The organism is Roseomonas fluvialis, assembly GCF_022846615.1.
GTDB lineage: Bacteria > Pseudomonadota > Alphaproteobacteria > Acetobacterales > Acetobacteraceae > Neoroseomonas > Neoroseomonas fluvialis.
The window spans coordinates 4,269,081-4,283,185 of sequence record NZ_AP025637.1 but is presented as its reverse complement, the minus strand read 5'-3'; the positions used below and the strand labels follow the sequence as shown (position 1 = coordinate 4,283,185).

The window sequence follows — 14,105 nt, the reverse complement described above, 5'->3', positions numbered from 1 at the left end:
GAAACGCTCAGCCGCCGTGGGTCGTCCACGGCGGCGGCCTCATCCACGAGGACCGCATGAACGAGCTGATGAAGATCCTGGGCCAAACCGGCCAGGCGATGACCTTCGACCAGATCCGGATCACGATCGCTTCCCCCGAGCAGATCCGGTCCTGGTCGTACGGCGAGATCAAGAAGCCCGAGACCATCAACTACCGCACCTTCAAGCCGGAGCGGGACGGGCTGTTCTGCGCCCGCATCTTCGGGCCGATCAAGGACTACGAGTGCCTGTGCGGCAAGTACAAGCGCATGAAGTTCCGCGGCATCATCTGCGAGAAGTGCGGCGTCGAGGTCACGCTGGCCAAGGTGCGCCGTGAGCGGATGGGGCACATCGAACTGGCCTCCCCGGTCGCGCATATTTGGTTCCTGAAGTCGCTGCCGAGCCGTGTCGGCCTCATGGTCGACATGACCCTGAAGGAGCTGGAGAAGGTCCTGTACTTCGAGAGCTACGTGGTGCTCGAACCCGGCCTGACGGACCTCAAGCTCCATCAGCTGCTGAACGAGGACCAATACCAGCAGAAGATGGACGAGTTCGGTGAGGACGCGTTCAGCGTCGGCATCGGCGCGGAAGCCGTGAAGCAGATGCTGGGCGGGATCGACCTGCAGGCCGAGGGCGTGAAGCTGCGCGCCGACCTGAAGGAGACGACGTCCGAGGCCAAGCGCAAGAAGCTGGTGAAGCGGCTGAAGCTGATCGAGAGCTTCGGCGAATCCGGCGCGCATCCGCAGTGGATGATCCTGGACGTGATCCCGGTGATTCCGCCGGAACTGCGCCCGCTGGTGCCGCTCGATGGCGGCCGCTTCGCGACGTCGGACCTGAACGACCTCTATCGTCGCGTGATCAACCGCAACAACCGCCTGAAGCGGCTGATCGAACTGCGCGCGCCCGACATCATCGTGCGCAACGAGAAGCGCATGCTGCAGGAAGCCGTCGACGCGCTGTTCGACAACGGCCGCCGCGGCCGCGCCATCACGGGGGCAAACAAGCGCCCGCTGAAGTCGCTGTCCGACATGTTGAAGGGCAAGCAGGGGCGCTTCCGCCAGAACCTGCTCGGCAAGCGCGTGGACTATTCCGGTCGTTCGGTGATCGTGGTGGGCCCCGAGCTGAAGCTGCACCAGTGCGGCCTGCCGAAGAAGATGGCGCTCGAGCTGTTCAAGCCGTTCATCTACTCGAAGCTCGAAAAGTACGGCCATGCCACCACCATCAAGGCCGCGAAGCGGATGGTGGAGAAGGAGCGTCCCGAGGTGTGGGACATCCTCGAGGAGGTGATCCGCGAGCACCCGGTCATGCTGAACCGGGCGCCGACGCTGCACCGCCTCGGCATCCAGGCCTTCGAGCCCGTGCTGATCGAAGGCAAGGCGATCCAGCTGCACCCGCTGGTCTGCACCGCCTTCAACGCGGACTTCGACGGCGACCAGATGGCCGTGCACGTCCCGCTGAGCCTCGAGGCGCAGCTGGAAGCGCGCGTGCTGATGATGTCGACCAACAACATCCTCAGCCCCGCGAACGGCAAGCCGATCATCGTGCCGTCGCAGGACATCGTGCTCGGCCTGTACTACCTGTCGCTGGAGACGCCTGAGTTCCTGGCGACCGAGGAGAAGGACACACCGTCCTTCGCATCGGTCGGCGAGATCGAGCTGGCGCTGGAAGCGCAGACCATCACGCTGCACAGCAAGATACGCGCGCGTCGCCAGACCATGAACGCCGATGGCGAGGTGGTGACCGAGCGTGTGGTGACCACCGCGGGCCGCATGATGATCGGCGCGCTGCTGCCGCTGCATCCCCAGCTGACCTACTCGCTGGTCAACCGGATGCTGACCAAGAAGAACGTGTCGGACGTGATCGACGCGGTGTACCGCCATTGCGGCCAGAAGGAATCGGTGATCTTCGCCGACCGGATGATGGCGCTCGGCTTCCGCCAGGCGGCCAAGGCCGGCATTTCGTTCGGCAAGAACGACATGGTGGTGCCCGACAGCAAGGTCGCGTCCATCGCCAAGACCAAGGCGGAGGTGAAGGAGTTCGAGCAGCAGTACCTTGACGGCCTGATCACGGCCGGCGAGCGCTACAACAAGGTGGTCGACGCCTGGTCGCGCTGCACCGACGAAGTGGCCGGCGCGATGATGAAGGAGATCCAGAAGCAGGAGGTCGGCCGCCCGACCAACTCCGTCTGGATGATGTCGCATTCCGGTGCGCGTGGGTCGCCGGCGCAGATGCGCCAGCTGGCCGGCATGCGCGGCCTGATGGCCAAGCCGTCCGGCGAGATCATCGAGCAGCCGATCATCGCCAACTTCAAGGAAGGCCTGTCGGTTCTCGAGTACTTCAACTCCACCCACGGCGCCCGCAAGGGCCTCGCGGATACGGCGCTGAAGACCGCGAATTCGGGCTATCTGACGCGCCGTCTGGTCGACGTGGCGCAGGACTGCATCATCGTCGAGCAGGATTGCGGCACCGAGCGCGGCCTCACGGTCGCGGCCGTGATGGATGGTGCGGAGGTCGTCTCCTCTCTGTCCGAACGCATCCTTGGGCGTACGTCGCAGGAAGACGTGTTCGACCCTGCGACGGGCGAGGCGATCGTGAAGCGCCTCGACCTCATCGACGAGGTCGCGGCCGAGCGCATCGAGAAGTCCGGCGTGGAGCAGGTGAAGATCCGGTCCGTGCTGACCTGCGATGCGCGCCAGGGCGTGTGCGGCCGCTGCTATGGCCGCGACCTCGCGCGCGGCACGCCGGTGAACATCGGCGAGGCTGTCGGCGTCATCGCCGCGCAGTCCATCGGTGAACCCGGCACGCAGCTGACCATGCGCACCTTCCACATAGGTGGTGCGGCGCAGCGTGGTGCCGAACAGTCGGCGGTCGAGGCCTCGGGCGACGGCACCATCAAGGTGCTGAACCGCGTGGTGGTCACGAACAGCCAGAACCACCCGATCGTGATGTCGCGCAACTGCGAGATCATCCTGATCGACGCGCAGGGCCGCGAGCGTGCCCGTCAGCGCGTGCCCTACGGCGCGCGCCTGCTGACCGAGGACGAGGCGACGGTGACCCGCGGCCAGAAGCTGGCCGAATGGGACCCCTTCACCCTGCCGATCATCACCGAGCGCGCCGGCAAGCTCGAATTCGTCGACCTGATCGAGAACGTCACCCTGGTCGATCGCCAGGACGACGTGACCGGTCTGTCCTTCAAGGAGGTCGTCGAATACAAGGCGCCGGGCAAGGCGGTCGACCTGCGCCCCCGCCTGATCCTGCGCGACGAGAAGAACAGCGTCGTGAAGCGCGAGAACGGGACCGAGGCGATCTACTTCCTCACCCCCGGCACGATTCTCTCGATCGACAACGGGGCGGCCGTTGCCGCCGGCGACGTGCTCGCCCGCCTGCCGCGCGAATCGTCCAAGACTCGCGACATCACGGGCGGCCTGCCGCGCGTGGCGGAGCTGTTCGAGGCGCGGCGCCCGAAGGACCACGCGATCATCAGCGAGATCGACGGCCGCGTGGAATTCGGCAAGGACTACAAGGCGAAGCGCCGCATCCTGGTGGTGCCCGAGGCGGTCGGCGACGAGCAGCCCGCCCCGCGCGAATACCTGGTGCCCAAGGGCAAGCACGTGTCCGTGCAGGAAGGCGACTACGTAAAGCGCGGCGACCCGCTGGTCGACGGGCCGCGCGTGCCGCACGACATCCTGCGCGTGCTGGGCGTGGAGAAGCTGGCCGACTACCTGGTCGAGCAGATCCAGGAGGTCTATCGGCTCCAGGGCGTGAAGATCAACGACAAGCACATCGAGGTGATCGTTCGCCAGATGCTGCAGAAGGTCGAGGTCACCGACCCGGGCGATACCACCTACCTGATCGGCGAGACGGTCGACCGCATCGAGTTCGAGATCGAGAACGAGAAGCGGATCGAAGCCAAGGAACGCCCCGCGGTGGCAGAACCGGTCCTGCAGGGCATCACGAAGGCGTCGCTGCAGACGACCTCGTTCATCTCGGCGGCGTCGTTCCAGGAGACGACCCGCGTGCTGACCGAGGCCGCGACGGCGGGCAAGGTCGACTACCTGGCCGGCCTGAAGGAGAACGTGATCGTGGGTCGCCTGATCCCGGCGGGCACGGGCTCGGTGATGAACCGGCTGCGCGCCCTGGCGGCGCAGCGCGACAAGGGGCGCCTGCCGTCTTCGGCACCGGCGCTGCCGGAACCCCGCGCGGCCGAGTGACCACGGCGCGCGGCATCAGACTCGGGGGGCCGGCATCCGCAAGGGTGCCGGCCCTTTTCCGCTTGATGGCCTGCATGCCGGTGTTGGCCGGGCTTGTCTTCGCGACCGGCGCCGCGGCGCAGGACTGGCCGGCCGAGAAATGCCGCCGCTACACGCAGGCCTGGAGCGCCGCCACGCAGCGCCTGGGTACCGAGGGGATGTCCCCGGCCTTTCTCGCGGCGCATGCCGCCTTCATAGCCTCCGGCTGCCGCGATCGCGCCGCTTGCCCACGCAGCCCGGCCGAGATCGCGATGGCCGACACCATGACGCTGCTGGCGCTGAACGCCGGCATGTCGGGCACCTTCCTGCCCTTCATCTGTCGGCCATGACGCTGTTGCATCGCAGCGCGCGTGAATCGGGCATTGATGCGCTTGACTCACCCCGGACCCACGCGTAGATAGCGCCCCCTCGGCAGGGCACCGGCGACGGCGCCCTGTCAGGTTTTGGTCCACAACGCTGCGCAGCCGGCGCCGCCCCCTTCGGGGCTGAGGCCGGCCGCGGAAGGCACACCCCGGGTGGCGCGTTCGCGCGCATGCCCGGCAATGCTGCTTTCGGCGCCGTGTGCGGACACGAAGGTCACGAAGGGGCGTCATGCCGACGATCAACCAGCTCATCGCCAAGGGGCGTGAGACGAAGCCGACCCGGAACAAGGTTCCGGCGCTGAAGGGCAGCCCCCAGAAGCGCGGTGTCTGCACGCGCGTCTACACGACCACGCCGAAGAAGCCGAACTCGGCGCTTCGCAAGGTCGCCAAGGTGCGTCTCACCAACGGCTTCGAAGTCGTGAGCTACATCCCGGGCGAAGGCCACAACCTGCAGGAACACTCGGTGGTCCTGATCCGTGGCGGCCGCGTGAAGGACTTGCCGGGCGTGCGCTACCACATCCTGCGTGGCGTGCTGGATACGCAGGGCCTGCCGAAGCGGCGCAAGCGGCGCTCGCTCTACGGCGCCAAGCGGCCGAAGTGAGGGGCTGAGAGATGTCGCGTCGTCACCGCGCAGAAAAGCGCGAAGTCCTGCCGGATCCGAAGTTCGGCGATATCGTGCTTAGCCGTTTCATGAACGTGCTCATGTACGACGGCAAGAAGTCGACCGCCGAGCATATCGTCTATGCCGCGATGGACACGCTGAAGAAGCGCTCCGGCCCGAACGGCGACCCGCTGCGCCTGTTCCACGAGGCGATGGACAATGTGAAGCCCGCCGTCGAGGTGCGTTCGCGCCGCGTCGGCGGCGCCACCTACCAGGTGCCGGTGGAAGTTCGCCCGGAGCGCCGCCAGGCGCTGGCGATCCGCTGGCTCATCGAATCGGCGCGCAAGCGCGGCGAGCACACGATGGAAGAACGCCTTTCGGGCGAGCTGATGGACGCGGCGAACAACCGCGGCTCGGCCGTCAAGAAGCGCGAAGACACGCACCGGATGGCAGAGGCCAACAAGGCCTTCAGCCACTACCGCTGGTAAATTCGAACCCGATCGGGAATCACGGACATGGCGAAGGCGAAATTCGAGCGTAACAAGCCGCATGTGAACATCGGCACGATCGGGCATGTGGACCATGGCAAGACGTCGCTGACGGCGGCGATCACCAAGGTGCTTGCGAAGGCGGGCGGTGCGACGTTCACGGCGTACGACCAGATCGACAAGGCTCCTGAGGAGCGTGCGCGTGGCATCACGATCTCGACGGCGCATGTCGAGTACGAGACCGCGAACCGGCACTACGCGCATGTGGATTGCCCCGGCCACGCCGACTACGTGAAGAACATGATCACGGGTGCGGCGCAGATGGACGGCGCGATCCTGGTCGTGTCGGCGGCCGACGGCCCGATGCCGCAGACGCGCGAGCACATCCTGCTGGCGCGCCAGGTTGGCGTGCCTGCGCTGGTGGTGTTCCTGAACAAGTGCGACATGGCGGACCCCGACCTGCTCGAGCTGGTCGAGATGGAAGTGCGCGAGCTGCTGAGCAGCTACCAGTTCCCGGGCGACGACATCCCGATCATCAAGGGCTCGGCGCTGATGGCGCTCGAGGACAAGTCGCCGGAGCTGGGCGAGAACGCGATCATGGAGCTGATGGCGGCGGTGGATGCCTACATCCCGCAGCCGACGCGCGAGGTCGACAAGCCGTTCCTGATGCCGGTGGAAGACGTGTTCTCGATCTCGGGCCGCGGCACGGTGGTGACGGGTCGCGTCGAGCGCGGGATCATCAAGGTGGGTGAGGAAGTCGAGATCGTGGGCCTGAAGGCCACGGTGAAGACGACGGTCACGGGCGTGGAGATGTTCCGCAAGCTGCTGGACCAGGGCCAGGCGGGCGACAACATCGGCGCGCTGCTGCGCGGCACGAAGCGCGAGGATGTGGAGCGCGGGCAGGTGCTGGCGGCGCCGGGTTCGATCACGCCGCACACGAAGTTCAAGGCCGAGGCGTATGTGCTGACGAAGGAAGAAGGCGGCCGTCACACGCCGTTCTTCACGAACTATCGTCCGCAGTTCTACTTCCGCACGACGGACGTGACCGGCGTTGTCTCGCTGCCCGAGGGTGTCGAGATGGTGATGCCGGGCGACAACGTGTCTATGGACGTGGAGCTGATCGCGCCGATCGCGATGGACGAGGGTCTGCGGTTCGCCATCCGCGAGGGTGGCCGGACGGTCGGCGCCGGCGTCGTCGCGAAGATCACGGCGTAATCGGCAGGAACGCGGGTCCCACACCATGGACAACCAGAACATCCGCATCCGCCTCAAGGCGTTCGATCACCGCGTGCTCGATGGCAGCACGCGGGAGATCGTGAACACCGCGAAGCGGACCGGTGCGCGCGTGCGGGGCCCGATCCCTCTGCCGACGCATATCGAGCGTTTCACCGTGAACCGCTCTCCGCACGTCGACAAGAAGTCGCGCGAGCAGTTCGAGATCCGGACTCATCGCCGCCTTCTCGACATTGTCGATCCGACCCCGCAGACGGTGGACGCGCTGATGAAGCTCGACCTCGCCGCCGGCGTGGACGTCGAGATCAAGATCTAAGGCCAGAGGGAAATAGAGCCATGGCCGCGAAGAAGGGCCGTACCGGCCTGATCGCGAAAAAGCTGGGCATGTCCCGGCTGTTCAACGAGGACGGTTCGACCGTTCCCGTGACTCTGCTGCACGTGGACCAGGTCCGCGTGATCGCGACCCGCACCGCGGAGAAGGATGGCTACGAAGCCGTCCAGCTCGGCATCGGCGTGGCGAAGCCCAAGAACGTCTCCAAGGCGAACAAGGGCCATTTCGCGAAGGCCGGTGTCGAGGCGCCGCAGAAGGTCGTCGAATTCCGCGTCGGCTCCGATGCGGTGATCGAACCCGGCACGGTGCTTAGCCCCGCGCATTTCGTGAAGGGCCAGAAGGTCGACGTCACGGGTGTGACGGTCGGCAAGGGCTTCGCCGGTGCGATGAAGCGCTGGAACTTCGCGGGTCTCGAGGCGTCGCACGGCGTTTCGGTCAGCCACCGTTCGCATGGTTCGACCGGCAACCGCCAGGACCCGGGTAAGACCTTCAAGAACAAGAAGATGGCCGGCCATCTCGGCACCGAACGCGTGACCACCCAGAACCTGGAGGTCGCGCTGGTCGATGCGGAGAAGGGGCTGCTGCTGATCAAGGGCGCGGTGCCCGGTTCGAAGGGCGGCTACGTCATGATCCGCGACGCCGAGAAGCGTGCGCGACATGGCGATGCGCCCTTCCCGACGGCCGCTGCCTGAGGGACATGGTCATGAAGCTTCCTGTCATTTCCCTCGACAACGCCGCCGCCGGCGAGATCGACCTGCCGGATGAAGTGTTCGGCGCCGCGCCGCGCGCCGACATCATGGCGCGCGTCGTGCACTGGCAGCTGGCCAAGCGCCGCGCCGGCACGCACAAGGCCAAGGGCATGGGCGAGGTCTCCGGCACGACCAAGAAGCCGTATCGGCAGAAGGGCACCGGCAATGCGCGCCAGGGCTCGCTGCGCTCCCCGCAGTTCCGCAAGGGCGGCGTGGTGCATGGCCCGGTGGTGCGTGACCACGGCTACAGCCTCAACAAGAAGGTGCGTCGCCTGGGTCTGATCTCGGCGCTCAGCCAAAAGGCGGCCGAGGGCAAGCTCGTGGTGCTCGAGAGCGCCGCGCTGCCCGCCGATGCCAAGACCGGCGCGGTGGCGAAGCAGCTGAAGGCCCTGGGGTGGACCAGCGCGCTGGTGGTGGACGCCGCGGCGGACGACAATTTCGCCCGCGTGATCCGCAACCTGCCGAAGGTGCAGGTGCTGCCGACGGTCGGCGCCAATGTGTACGACATCCTGAAGCACGACGTGCTCGCGGTGACGCGCGCCGGCGTGGAAGCGCTGAAGGAGCGGCTGGCATGAGCGACGCCCCGAAGGCGAAGCGCCCGGTGATCAGCCGCGAGCGCATGTACCAGGCCATCCTGTCGCCGCTGGTGACGGAGAAGGCGACGCTGCTGAGCGAGCGCGGCCAGGTGACCTTCAAGGTCGCCCCGGACGCCACCAAGCCGCAGATCAAGGCGGCGGTGGAAGGTCTGTTCGGCGTGAAGGTCCTCGGCGTGAACACGCTGGTGGTGAAGGGCAAGGCGAAGCGCTTCCGGAACCGTCCGGGCCAGCGCTCCGACTGGAAGAAGGCGATGGTGCGCCTGGCCGAGGGCCAGAGCATCGACCTGACGACGGGGCTCGCGTAAGTCATGGCGCTCAAGAATTTCAATCCCGTCACGCCCTCGCTGCGCGGCACGATCCTCATCGATCGGTCCGAGCTCTGGAAGGGCGCGCCGGTCAAGGGTCTGACGGAGGGGAAGCACTCCACCGGCGGGCGTAACCAGCATGGCCGCATCACCGTCCGTTTCCGTGGCGGCGGACACAAGCGCGCCTATCGCCTGGTGGACTTCAAGCGCCGCGCCAAGTTCGGCGTGCCTGCGATCGTCGAGCGGCTCGAATACGACCCGAACCGCACCGCGTTTATCGCCCTGCTGAAGTACCAGGACAACGAGCTCGCCTACATCATCGCGCCGCAGCGCCTGAAGGTGGGCGACACTGTGATCTCGGCCGAGAAGGCCGACATCAAGCCGGGCAACGCGATGCCGATGGCGGCCATTCCGGTCGGCACCATCATCCACAACATCGAGCTGAAGCCCGGTGCGGGTGGCAAGCTCGCGCGCTCGGCGGGCACGTTTGCGCAGCTGGTCGGCAAGGACCAGGGCTATGCGCAGGTGAAGCTGCAGTCGGGCGAACTGCGCGTGATCCGGTCCGAGTGCATGGCCTCGATCGGCGCTGTCTCGAACCCCGACAACTCCAACCAGCAGCTCGGCAAGGCCGGGCGCTCTCGCTGGCTGGGCCGCATGCCGCACAACCGCGGCGTGGTGATGAACCCGGTTGACCACCCGCATGGCGGTGGTGAAGGCCGTACCTCGGGTGGCCGGCATCCGGTCACCCCGTGGGGCAAGCCCACGAAGGGTGCGAAGACCCGCAACAACAAGCGGACCGACGGGCAGATTGTCCGCCGCCGCAACGCGACGAAGGGCTGATCGCGATGTCGCGCAGCGTCTGGAAGGGGCCGTTCGTCGACGGCTACCTGCTCAACAAGGCGGAGGCCGCCCGTGCGTCCACGCGCAACGAGATCATCAAGATCTGGTCGCGCCGGAGCACGATCCTGCCGCAGTTCGTCGGCCTCACCTTCGGTGTCTACAACGGCAAGAAGTTCCTGCCGGTGCAGGTGACCGAGAACATGGTGGGCCACAAGTTCGGCGAATTCTCGCCGACGCGTACCTTCACCGGCCATGCGGCCGACAAGAAGGCGAAGCGGGGCTGACATGAGCAAGCCGAAGCACGCCCGCACGCTCGCGGAGACCGAGGCGCAGGCCGTGACGTGGAACATCCGCGTCTCGCCTCGCAAGCTGAACCTGGTTGCCGGCCTGATCCGCGGCAAGAAGGCGCAGGACGCGGTCGCGCAGCTGACCTTCTCCAAGCGCCGCATCGCGGTGACGGTGAAGAAGACGCTGGAATCCGCGATCGCCAACGCCGAGAACAACCACAGCCTCGATGTCGACCGCCTGGTCGTCGCGAAGGCCGAGGTGGGCCGCGCGATGGTGATGAAGCGCTTCCACGCGCGCGGCCGCGGCCGCGCGTCCACCATCGAGAAGTGGTTCAGCCACCTCAAGATCGTGGTGGCGGAACAGCAGCTGGCCGCTCAGGCCGAGCAGGAGGCCGCGTAAGATGGGCCATAAAGTCAATCCGATCGGGCTGCGCCTGGGCATCAACCGCACCTGGGACAGCCGCTGGTACGCCGGCGACGACTACGCGAAGCTCCTTCACGAGGACTTCAAGCTGCGCGAGACGCTGATCAAGCGCCTCAAGGGTGCGGGCGTGTCGCGCGTGGTGATCGAGCGTCCGGCCAAGAAGCCGCGCGTGACCATCCATGCCGCGCGGCCTGGCGTTGTCATCGGCAAGAAGGGCGCGGACATCGAGGTGCTGCGCAAGGACCTCATGAAGATGGCCGGCGCGGAAGTCGCGCTGAACATCGTCGAGATCCGCAAGCCCGAGATCGACGCGACGCTGGTGGCCGAGAACATCGCCCAGCAGCTGGAGCGTCGCGTGGCCTTCCGCCGTGCGATGAAGCGCGCGGTGCAGTCCGCCATGCGCCTGGGCGCCGGCGGCATTCGCATCAACTGCTCTGGTCGCCTGGGCGGGGCCGAGATCGCGCGCATGGAATGGTATCGCGAGGGCCGCGTGCCCCTGCATACGCTGCGCGCCGATATCGACTACGGCGTGGCGACCGCGAAGACCACCTATGGCACCTGCGGTGTGAAGGTGTGGATCTTCAAGGGCGAGATCATGGGGCACGATCCGATGGCGCAGGACAAGCGCGCCGCGGAACAGGCGCCTCAGCGCTGAGAGTGATGGATCATGCTGCAGCCTAAGCGCACCAAGTTCCGAAAGGCCCACAAGGGCCGCATCCATGGCCTGGCGAAGGGCGGCTTCACGCTGTCCTTCGGTGGCTTTGGCCTGAAGGCCCTCGAACCGGAGCGCGTCACCGCGCGCCAGATCGAGGCCGCCCGTCGCGCCATCACCCGCGCGATGAAGCGCCAGGGCCGCGTGTGGATCCGCATCTTCCCGGATGTGCCGGTCTCCACCAAGCCGGCGGAAGTCCGCATGGGGTCCGGCAAGGGCGCGCCCGAATACTGGGTGTGCCGCGTGAAGCCGGGCCGCGTCATGTTCGAGATCGACGGCGTGCCTGCCGACACTGCGCGCGAAGCGCTGTCGCTCGGTGCGGCGAAGCTGCCGATCAAGACCAAGTTCGTCACCCGCCTGGGTGCGGAGGCCTGAGATGGCAGCGACCAAGATCGGCGACATCCGCGCGAAGTCCGCGGACGAGCTCAACGCCATGCTGCTCGACCTGCGCAAGGAGCAGTTCAACCTGCGCTTCCAGCGAGCGACCGGCCAGCTCGAGGCGCTTTCGCGCATCAAGCAGGTCCGCCGCGACATCGCGCGGGTGAAGACCATCATCGGCGAGCGCAGCCGCGCCGCCGCAACCGCAGCCTGAGAGGAGACCGACGGCCATGCCGAAGCGCGTCCTCACCGGGCGGGTCACCAGCGACAAGACGGACAAGACCATCACGGTCCTGGTCGAGCGTCGCGTGATGCATCCGCTCTACAAGAAGTTCATCCGGCGCTCGAAGAAGTACGCTGCGCATGACGATGCCAACCTGTGCAAGGAAGGCGACGTGGTGCAGATCGAGGAATGCCGCCCGATCAGCAAGTCGAAGTCCTGGGTCGTGATCGAGCGCAACGGCGCCTCGGTCGATCGCCCGGCCTTCCTCGCGACCGCGGAGGCGTAAGCCGTGATCCAGGTCGAATCCAACCTCGAGGTCGCCGACAATTCCGGTGCGCGCCGCGTGCAGTGCATCAAGGTGCTCGGTGGCTCGAAGCGCAAGACCGCGGGCGTGGGCGACATCATCGTCGTCTCCGTCAAGGAAGCGATTCCGCGCGGCAAGGTGAAGAAGGGCACGGTCGAGCGCGCGGTGATCGTGCGCACGGCCTTCCCGGTGCGCCGGCAGGACGGCACGGTGATCCGCTTCGACCGCAACGCGGCCGTGCTGATCAACAAGCAGAACGAACCCATCGGCACCCGCATCTTCGGGCCGGTGGTCCGCGAGCTGCGCGCCAAGAAGTTCATGAAGATCATCTCCCTCGCGCCGGAGGTGCTGTGATGGCTGCGAAGATCCGCAAGGGCGATCGCGTCCAGGTCCTGACGGGCAAGGACAAGGGTCGCCAGGGTGAGGTGATCCGGGTGAACCCGACCGAGGGCCGCGCCTTCGTGCAGGGCGTGAACCTGGCGAAGCATCATCAGAAGCCGCAGGGCATGGGCCGGCCGGGTGGCATCGTCGAGAAGGAGGCGTCGATCGACCTCTCCAACTTGGCGCTGCTCGACCCGAAGTCGGGCAAGCCGACCCGCGTGGGCTTCAAGACGCTGGAAGACGGCAAGAAGGTCCGGGTGGCGAAGGCCTCCGGCGAAGTGATCGACGCATGAGCGAAGCACGCGAACAGCCCCGGCTGCGCAAGCACTACGACGAGGTGGTCCGCAAGGCCCTCTCGGAGGAGTTCGGGTACAAGAACCCGATGGAAGTGCCGAAGCTGCAGAAGATCGTCATCAACATGGGCGTCGGCGAAGCCGCCGGCGACCAGAAGAAGCTCGACGCCGCTGTCGCCGAGCTGACGGCGATCGCCGGCCAGAAGCCGGTCAAGACCAAGGCGAAGAAGGCCATCGCGGGCTTCAAGATCCGCGAGGGCATGGCGATCGGCACGAAGGTGACGCTCCGCCAGCAGCGTATGTACGAGTTCCTCGACCGGCTCGTGACCATTGCGCTGCCGCGCCTGCGCGACTTCCGTGGCCTGCCGGGCAACAAGGGCTTCGACGGTCGGGGGAATTTCTCCCTTGGCCTCAAGGAGCAGATCGTGTTCCCCGAGATCAGCTACGACAAGGTCGACGCGATCCGCGGCATGGACATCGTCTTCGTCACCACGGCGAAGACCGACAAGGAAGCGAAGGCGCTGCTCACGGCGTTCCAGCTTCCCTTTCAGAAGTGATTTTGGAAAACCGCCGGGGTCGCCCGGCAGGTTCCGGAGGATATTGACGGCATGGCCAAGACCTCGTCTGTCGAGAAGAACAAGCGTCGCGAGAAGCTGTCCAAGCTTCATGCGCCGAAGCGCGCCGCCCTGAAGGCCGTGATCATGGATCGCGAGCTGCCGGTGGAGGAGCGCTTCGAAGCGACGCTGAAGCTCGCACAGTTCCCACGCAACGGTGCCAAGAACCGCGTGCGCCTGCGCTGCGAAGTGACCGGGCGCCCGCGCGGCAACTACCGCAAGTTCAAGCTCTGCCGGAACCAGCTCCGGGAATTGGCCTCGAAGGGCCAGATCCCCGGTGTGGTCAAGGCGAGCTGGTAAGGAAGGACCGGCCATGTCGATGTCCGATCCGCTGGGTGACATGCTCACCCGCATCCGCAATGCGCAGTCCTCGCGCCAGTCGCGCTGCAAGGCGCCGGCGTCCAAGCTGCGCGAGAACGTGCTCGAAGCACTCAAGCGCGAGGGCTACATCCGCGCCTGGCGCACCGAGGAGCTGCGCCCCGGCGTGCGCTTCATCGAGATCGAGCTGAAGTACTCGGAGGGCGAGCCCGCCATCAAGGAGATCACCCGCGTCTCCAAGCCTGGCCGGCGCGTCTATTCCAAGATCGCGGAGCTGCCGAAGTACTACAACGGCCTGGGCACCTCGATCCTGTCGACGCCGCGTGGCGTGATGAGCGAGAACGAGGCCCGCGCTGCCAATGTTGGCGGCGAAGTCCTCTGCCGCGTGTTCTGACGGG

At 66.5% G+C, this 14,105-nt stretch carries 21 protein-coding genes; all 21 read left to right on the top strand.

The features are described from left to right. The first annotated feature begins 56 nt into the window (after window positions 1-56). The 21 genes from rpoC (at window position 57) to rpsH (ending at window position 14,101) form a co-directional block, all read left to right on the top strand. Window positions 57-4,229: a DNA-directed RNA polymerase subunit beta' gene (gene rpoC / locus MWM08_RS20570; RefSeq protein WP_244408376.1), complete on the top strand. Its 4,173-nt coding sequence runs from the start codon at window positions 57-59 to the stop codon at window positions 4,227-4,229. 74 nt (window positions 4,230-4,303) lie between these two features. Continuing rightward, window positions 4,304-4,597, top strand: a complete 294-nt coding sequence (locus MWM08_RS20565) for a hypothetical protein (RefSeq protein WP_244408375.1) — start codon at window positions 4,304-4,306, stop codon at window positions 4,595-4,597. A gap of 262 nt (window positions 4,598-4,859) precedes the next feature. Beyond that, window positions 4,860-5,231: a 30S ribosomal protein S12 gene (rpsL, locus tag MWM08_RS20560; RefSeq protein WP_244408374.1), complete on the top strand. Its 372-nt coding sequence runs from the start codon at window positions 4,860-4,862 to the stop codon at window positions 5,229-5,231. Between the two features lie 11 nt (window positions 5,232-5,242). Then, a complete protein-coding gene (rpsG, locus tag MWM08_RS20555) occupies window positions 5,243-5,719 on the top strand; it encodes a 30S ribosomal protein S7 (RefSeq protein ID WP_244408373.1) in 477 nt (158 codons plus the stop codon). A gap of 27 nt (window positions 5,720-5,746) precedes the next feature. Continuing rightward, entirely contained in the window at window positions 5,747-6,934 is a 1,188-nt protein-coding gene (gene tuf, locus MWM08_RS20550) for an elongation factor Tu (RefSeq protein WP_244408372.1), read from the top strand. A gap of 25 nt (window positions 6,935-6,959) precedes the next feature. Further along, window positions 6,960-7,268: a 30S ribosomal protein S10 gene (gene rpsJ / locus MWM08_RS20545; RefSeq protein WP_137127378.1), complete on the top strand. Its 309-nt coding sequence runs from the start codon at window positions 6,960-6,962 to the stop codon at window positions 7,266-7,268. Window positions 7,269-7,288: 20 nt separating this feature from the next. Beyond that, on the top strand, window positions 7,289-7,975 hold the full coding sequence (gene rplC, locus MWM08_RS20540) for a 50S ribosomal protein L3 (protein WP_244408371.1): 687 nt from the start codon (window positions 7,289-7,291) through the stop codon (window positions 7,973-7,975). An 11-nt stretch (window positions 7,976-7,986) separates the two neighbouring features. Then, on the top strand, window positions 7,987-8,607 hold the full coding sequence (gene rplD / locus MWM08_RS20535) for a 50S ribosomal protein L4 (protein WP_244408370.1): 621 nt from the start codon (window positions 7,987-7,989) through the stop codon (window positions 8,605-8,607). Window positions 8,608-8,636: 29 nt separating this feature from the next. Next, a complete protein-coding gene (locus MWM08_RS20530; protein WP_244459998.1) occupies window positions 8,637-8,933 on the top strand; it encodes a 50S ribosomal protein L23 in 297 nt (98 codons plus the stop codon). A 3-nt stretch (window positions 8,934-8,936) separates the two neighbouring features. Continuing rightward, window positions 8,937-9,773, top strand: a complete 837-nt coding sequence (gene rplB / locus MWM08_RS20525; RefSeq protein ID WP_244408369.1) for a 50S ribosomal protein L2 — start codon at window positions 8,937-8,939, stop codon at window positions 9,771-9,773. Window positions 9,774-9,778: 5 nt separating this feature from the next. Further along, entirely contained in the window at window positions 9,779-10,057 is a 279-nt protein-coding gene (gene rpsS, locus MWM08_RS20520) for a 30S ribosomal protein S19 (protein ID WP_198370885.1), read from the top strand. A gap of 1 nt (window position 10,058) precedes the next feature. Further along, window positions 10,059-10,460, top strand: a complete 402-nt coding sequence (gene rplV, locus MWM08_RS20515) for a 50S ribosomal protein L22 (RefSeq protein WP_244408368.1) — start codon at window positions 10,059-10,061, stop codon at window positions 10,458-10,460. Between the two features lies 1 nt (window position 10,461). Further along, complete coding sequence (rpsC, locus tag MWM08_RS20510) at window positions 10,462-11,139, top strand: 30S ribosomal protein S3 (protein ID WP_244408367.1); 678 nt, start codon at window positions 10,462-10,464, stop codon at window positions 11,137-11,139. A gap of 12 nt (window positions 11,140-11,151) precedes the next feature. Further along, on the top strand, window positions 11,152-11,571 hold the full coding sequence (gene rplP, locus MWM08_RS20505; protein WP_230167485.1) for a 50S ribosomal protein L16: 420 nt from the start codon (window positions 11,152-11,154) through the stop codon (window positions 11,569-11,571). 1 nt (window position 11,572) lies between these two features. Continuing rightward, window positions 11,573-11,788, top strand: a complete 216-nt coding sequence (gene rpmC / locus MWM08_RS20500; protein ID WP_255751362.1) for a 50S ribosomal protein L29 — start codon at window positions 11,573-11,575, stop codon at window positions 11,786-11,788. Window positions 11,789-11,804: 16 nt separating this feature from the next. Beyond that, a complete protein-coding gene (gene rpsQ, locus MWM08_RS20495) occupies window positions 11,805-12,083 on the top strand; it encodes a 30S ribosomal protein S17 (RefSeq protein ID WP_244408366.1) in 279 nt (92 codons plus the stop codon). 3 nt (window positions 12,084-12,086) lie between these two features. Then, on the top strand, window positions 12,087-12,455 hold the full coding sequence (gene rplN / locus MWM08_RS20490; RefSeq protein WP_211860717.1) for a 50S ribosomal protein L14: 369 nt from the start codon (window positions 12,087-12,089) through the stop codon (window positions 12,453-12,455). Next, the gene (rplX, locus tag MWM08_RS20485; RefSeq protein WP_244408365.1) at window positions 12,455-12,775 is read left to right on the top strand and encodes a 50S ribosomal protein L24; all 321 of its coding nucleotides are present in this window, start codon (window positions 12,455-12,457) and stop codon (window positions 12,773-12,775) included. The genes rplN and rplX overlap by 1 nt, the downstream gene beginning before the upstream one ends. Next, the gene (gene rplE / locus MWM08_RS20480; RefSeq protein WP_244408364.1) at window positions 12,772-13,332 is read left to right on the top strand and encodes a 50S ribosomal protein L5; all 561 of its coding nucleotides are present in this window, start codon (window positions 12,772-12,774) and stop codon (window positions 13,330-13,332) included. The genes rplX and rplE overlap by 4 nt, the downstream gene beginning before the upstream one ends. A 51-nt stretch (window positions 13,333-13,383) precedes the next feature. Beyond that, entirely contained in the window at window positions 13,384-13,689 is a 306-nt protein-coding gene (rpsN, locus tag MWM08_RS20475; protein ID WP_244408363.1) for a 30S ribosomal protein S14, read from the top strand. A gap of 13 nt (window positions 13,690-13,702) precedes the next feature. After that, window positions 13,703-14,101, top strand: a complete 399-nt coding sequence (rpsH, locus tag MWM08_RS20470; RefSeq protein WP_244408362.1) for a 30S ribosomal protein S8 — start codon at window positions 13,703-13,705, stop codon at window positions 14,099-14,101. Window positions 14,102-14,105: the final 4 nt, after the last annotated feature.

Bases quoted from the DNA above. Each gene is read 5' to 3' on its own strand.
- rpoC (WP_244408376.1), top strand. From the start codon at position 57: ATGAACGAGCTGATGAAGATCCTGGGCCAAACCGGCCAGGCGATGACC.
- MWM08_RS20565 (WP_244408375.1), top strand. From the start codon at position 4,304: ATGCCGGTGTTGGCCGGGCTTGTCTTCGCGACCGGCGCCGCGGCGCAG.
- rpsL (WP_244408374.1), top strand. From the start codon at position 4,860: ATGCCGACGATCAACCAGCTCATCGCCAAGGGGCGTGAGACGAAGCCG.
- rpsG (WP_244408373.1), top strand. From the start codon at position 5,243: ATGTCGCGTCGTCACCGCGCAGAAAAGCGCGAAGTCCTGCCGGATCCG.
- tuf (WP_244408372.1), top strand. From the start codon at position 5,747: ATGGCGAAGGCGAAATTCGAGCGTAACAAGCCGCATGTGAACATCGGC.
- rpsJ (WP_137127378.1), top strand. From the start codon at position 6,960: ATGGACAACCAGAACATCCGCATCCGCCTCAAGGCGTTCGATCACCGC.
- rplC (WP_244408371.1), top strand. From the start codon at position 7,289: ATGGCCGCGAAGAAGGGCCGTACCGGCCTGATCGCGAAAAAGCTGGGC.
- rplD (WP_244408370.1), top strand. From the start codon at position 7,987: ATGAAGCTTCCTGTCATTTCCCTCGACAACGCCGCCGCCGGCGAGATC.
- rplB (WP_244408369.1), top strand. From the start codon at position 8,937: ATGGCGCTCAAGAATTTCAATCCCGTCACGCCCTCGCTGCGCGGCACG.
- rpsS (WP_198370885.1), top strand. From the start codon at position 9,779: ATGTCGCGCAGCGTCTGGAAGGGGCCGTTCGTCGACGGCTACCTGCTC.
- rplV (WP_244408368.1), top strand. From the start codon at position 10,059: ATGAGCAAGCCGAAGCACGCCCGCACGCTCGCGGAGACCGAGGCGCAG.
- rpsC (WP_244408367.1), top strand. From the start codon at position 10,462: ATGGGCCATAAAGTCAATCCGATCGGGCTGCGCCTGGGCATCAACCGC.
- rplP (WP_230167485.1), top strand. From the start codon at position 11,152: ATGCTGCAGCCTAAGCGCACCAAGTTCCGAAAGGCCCACAAGGGCCGC.
- rpmC (WP_255751362.1), top strand. From the start codon at position 11,573: ATGGCAGCGACCAAGATCGGCGACATCCGCGCGAAGTCCGCGGACGAG.
- rpsQ (WP_244408366.1), top strand. From the start codon at position 11,805: ATGCCGAAGCGCGTCCTCACCGGGCGGGTCACCAGCGACAAGACGGAC.
- rplX (WP_244408365.1), top strand. From the start codon at position 12,455: ATGGCTGCGAAGATCCGCAAGGGCGATCGCGTCCAGGTCCTGACGGGC.
- rplE (WP_244408364.1), top strand. From the start codon at position 12,772: ATGAGCGAAGCACGCGAACAGCCCCGGCTGCGCAAGCACTACGACGAG.
- rpsN (WP_244408363.1), top strand. From the start codon at position 13,384: ATGGCCAAGACCTCGTCTGTCGAGAAGAACAAGCGTCGCGAGAAGCTG.
- rpsH (WP_244408362.1), top strand. From the start codon at position 13,703: ATGTCGATGTCCGATCCGCTGGGTGACATGCTCACCCGCATCCGCAAT.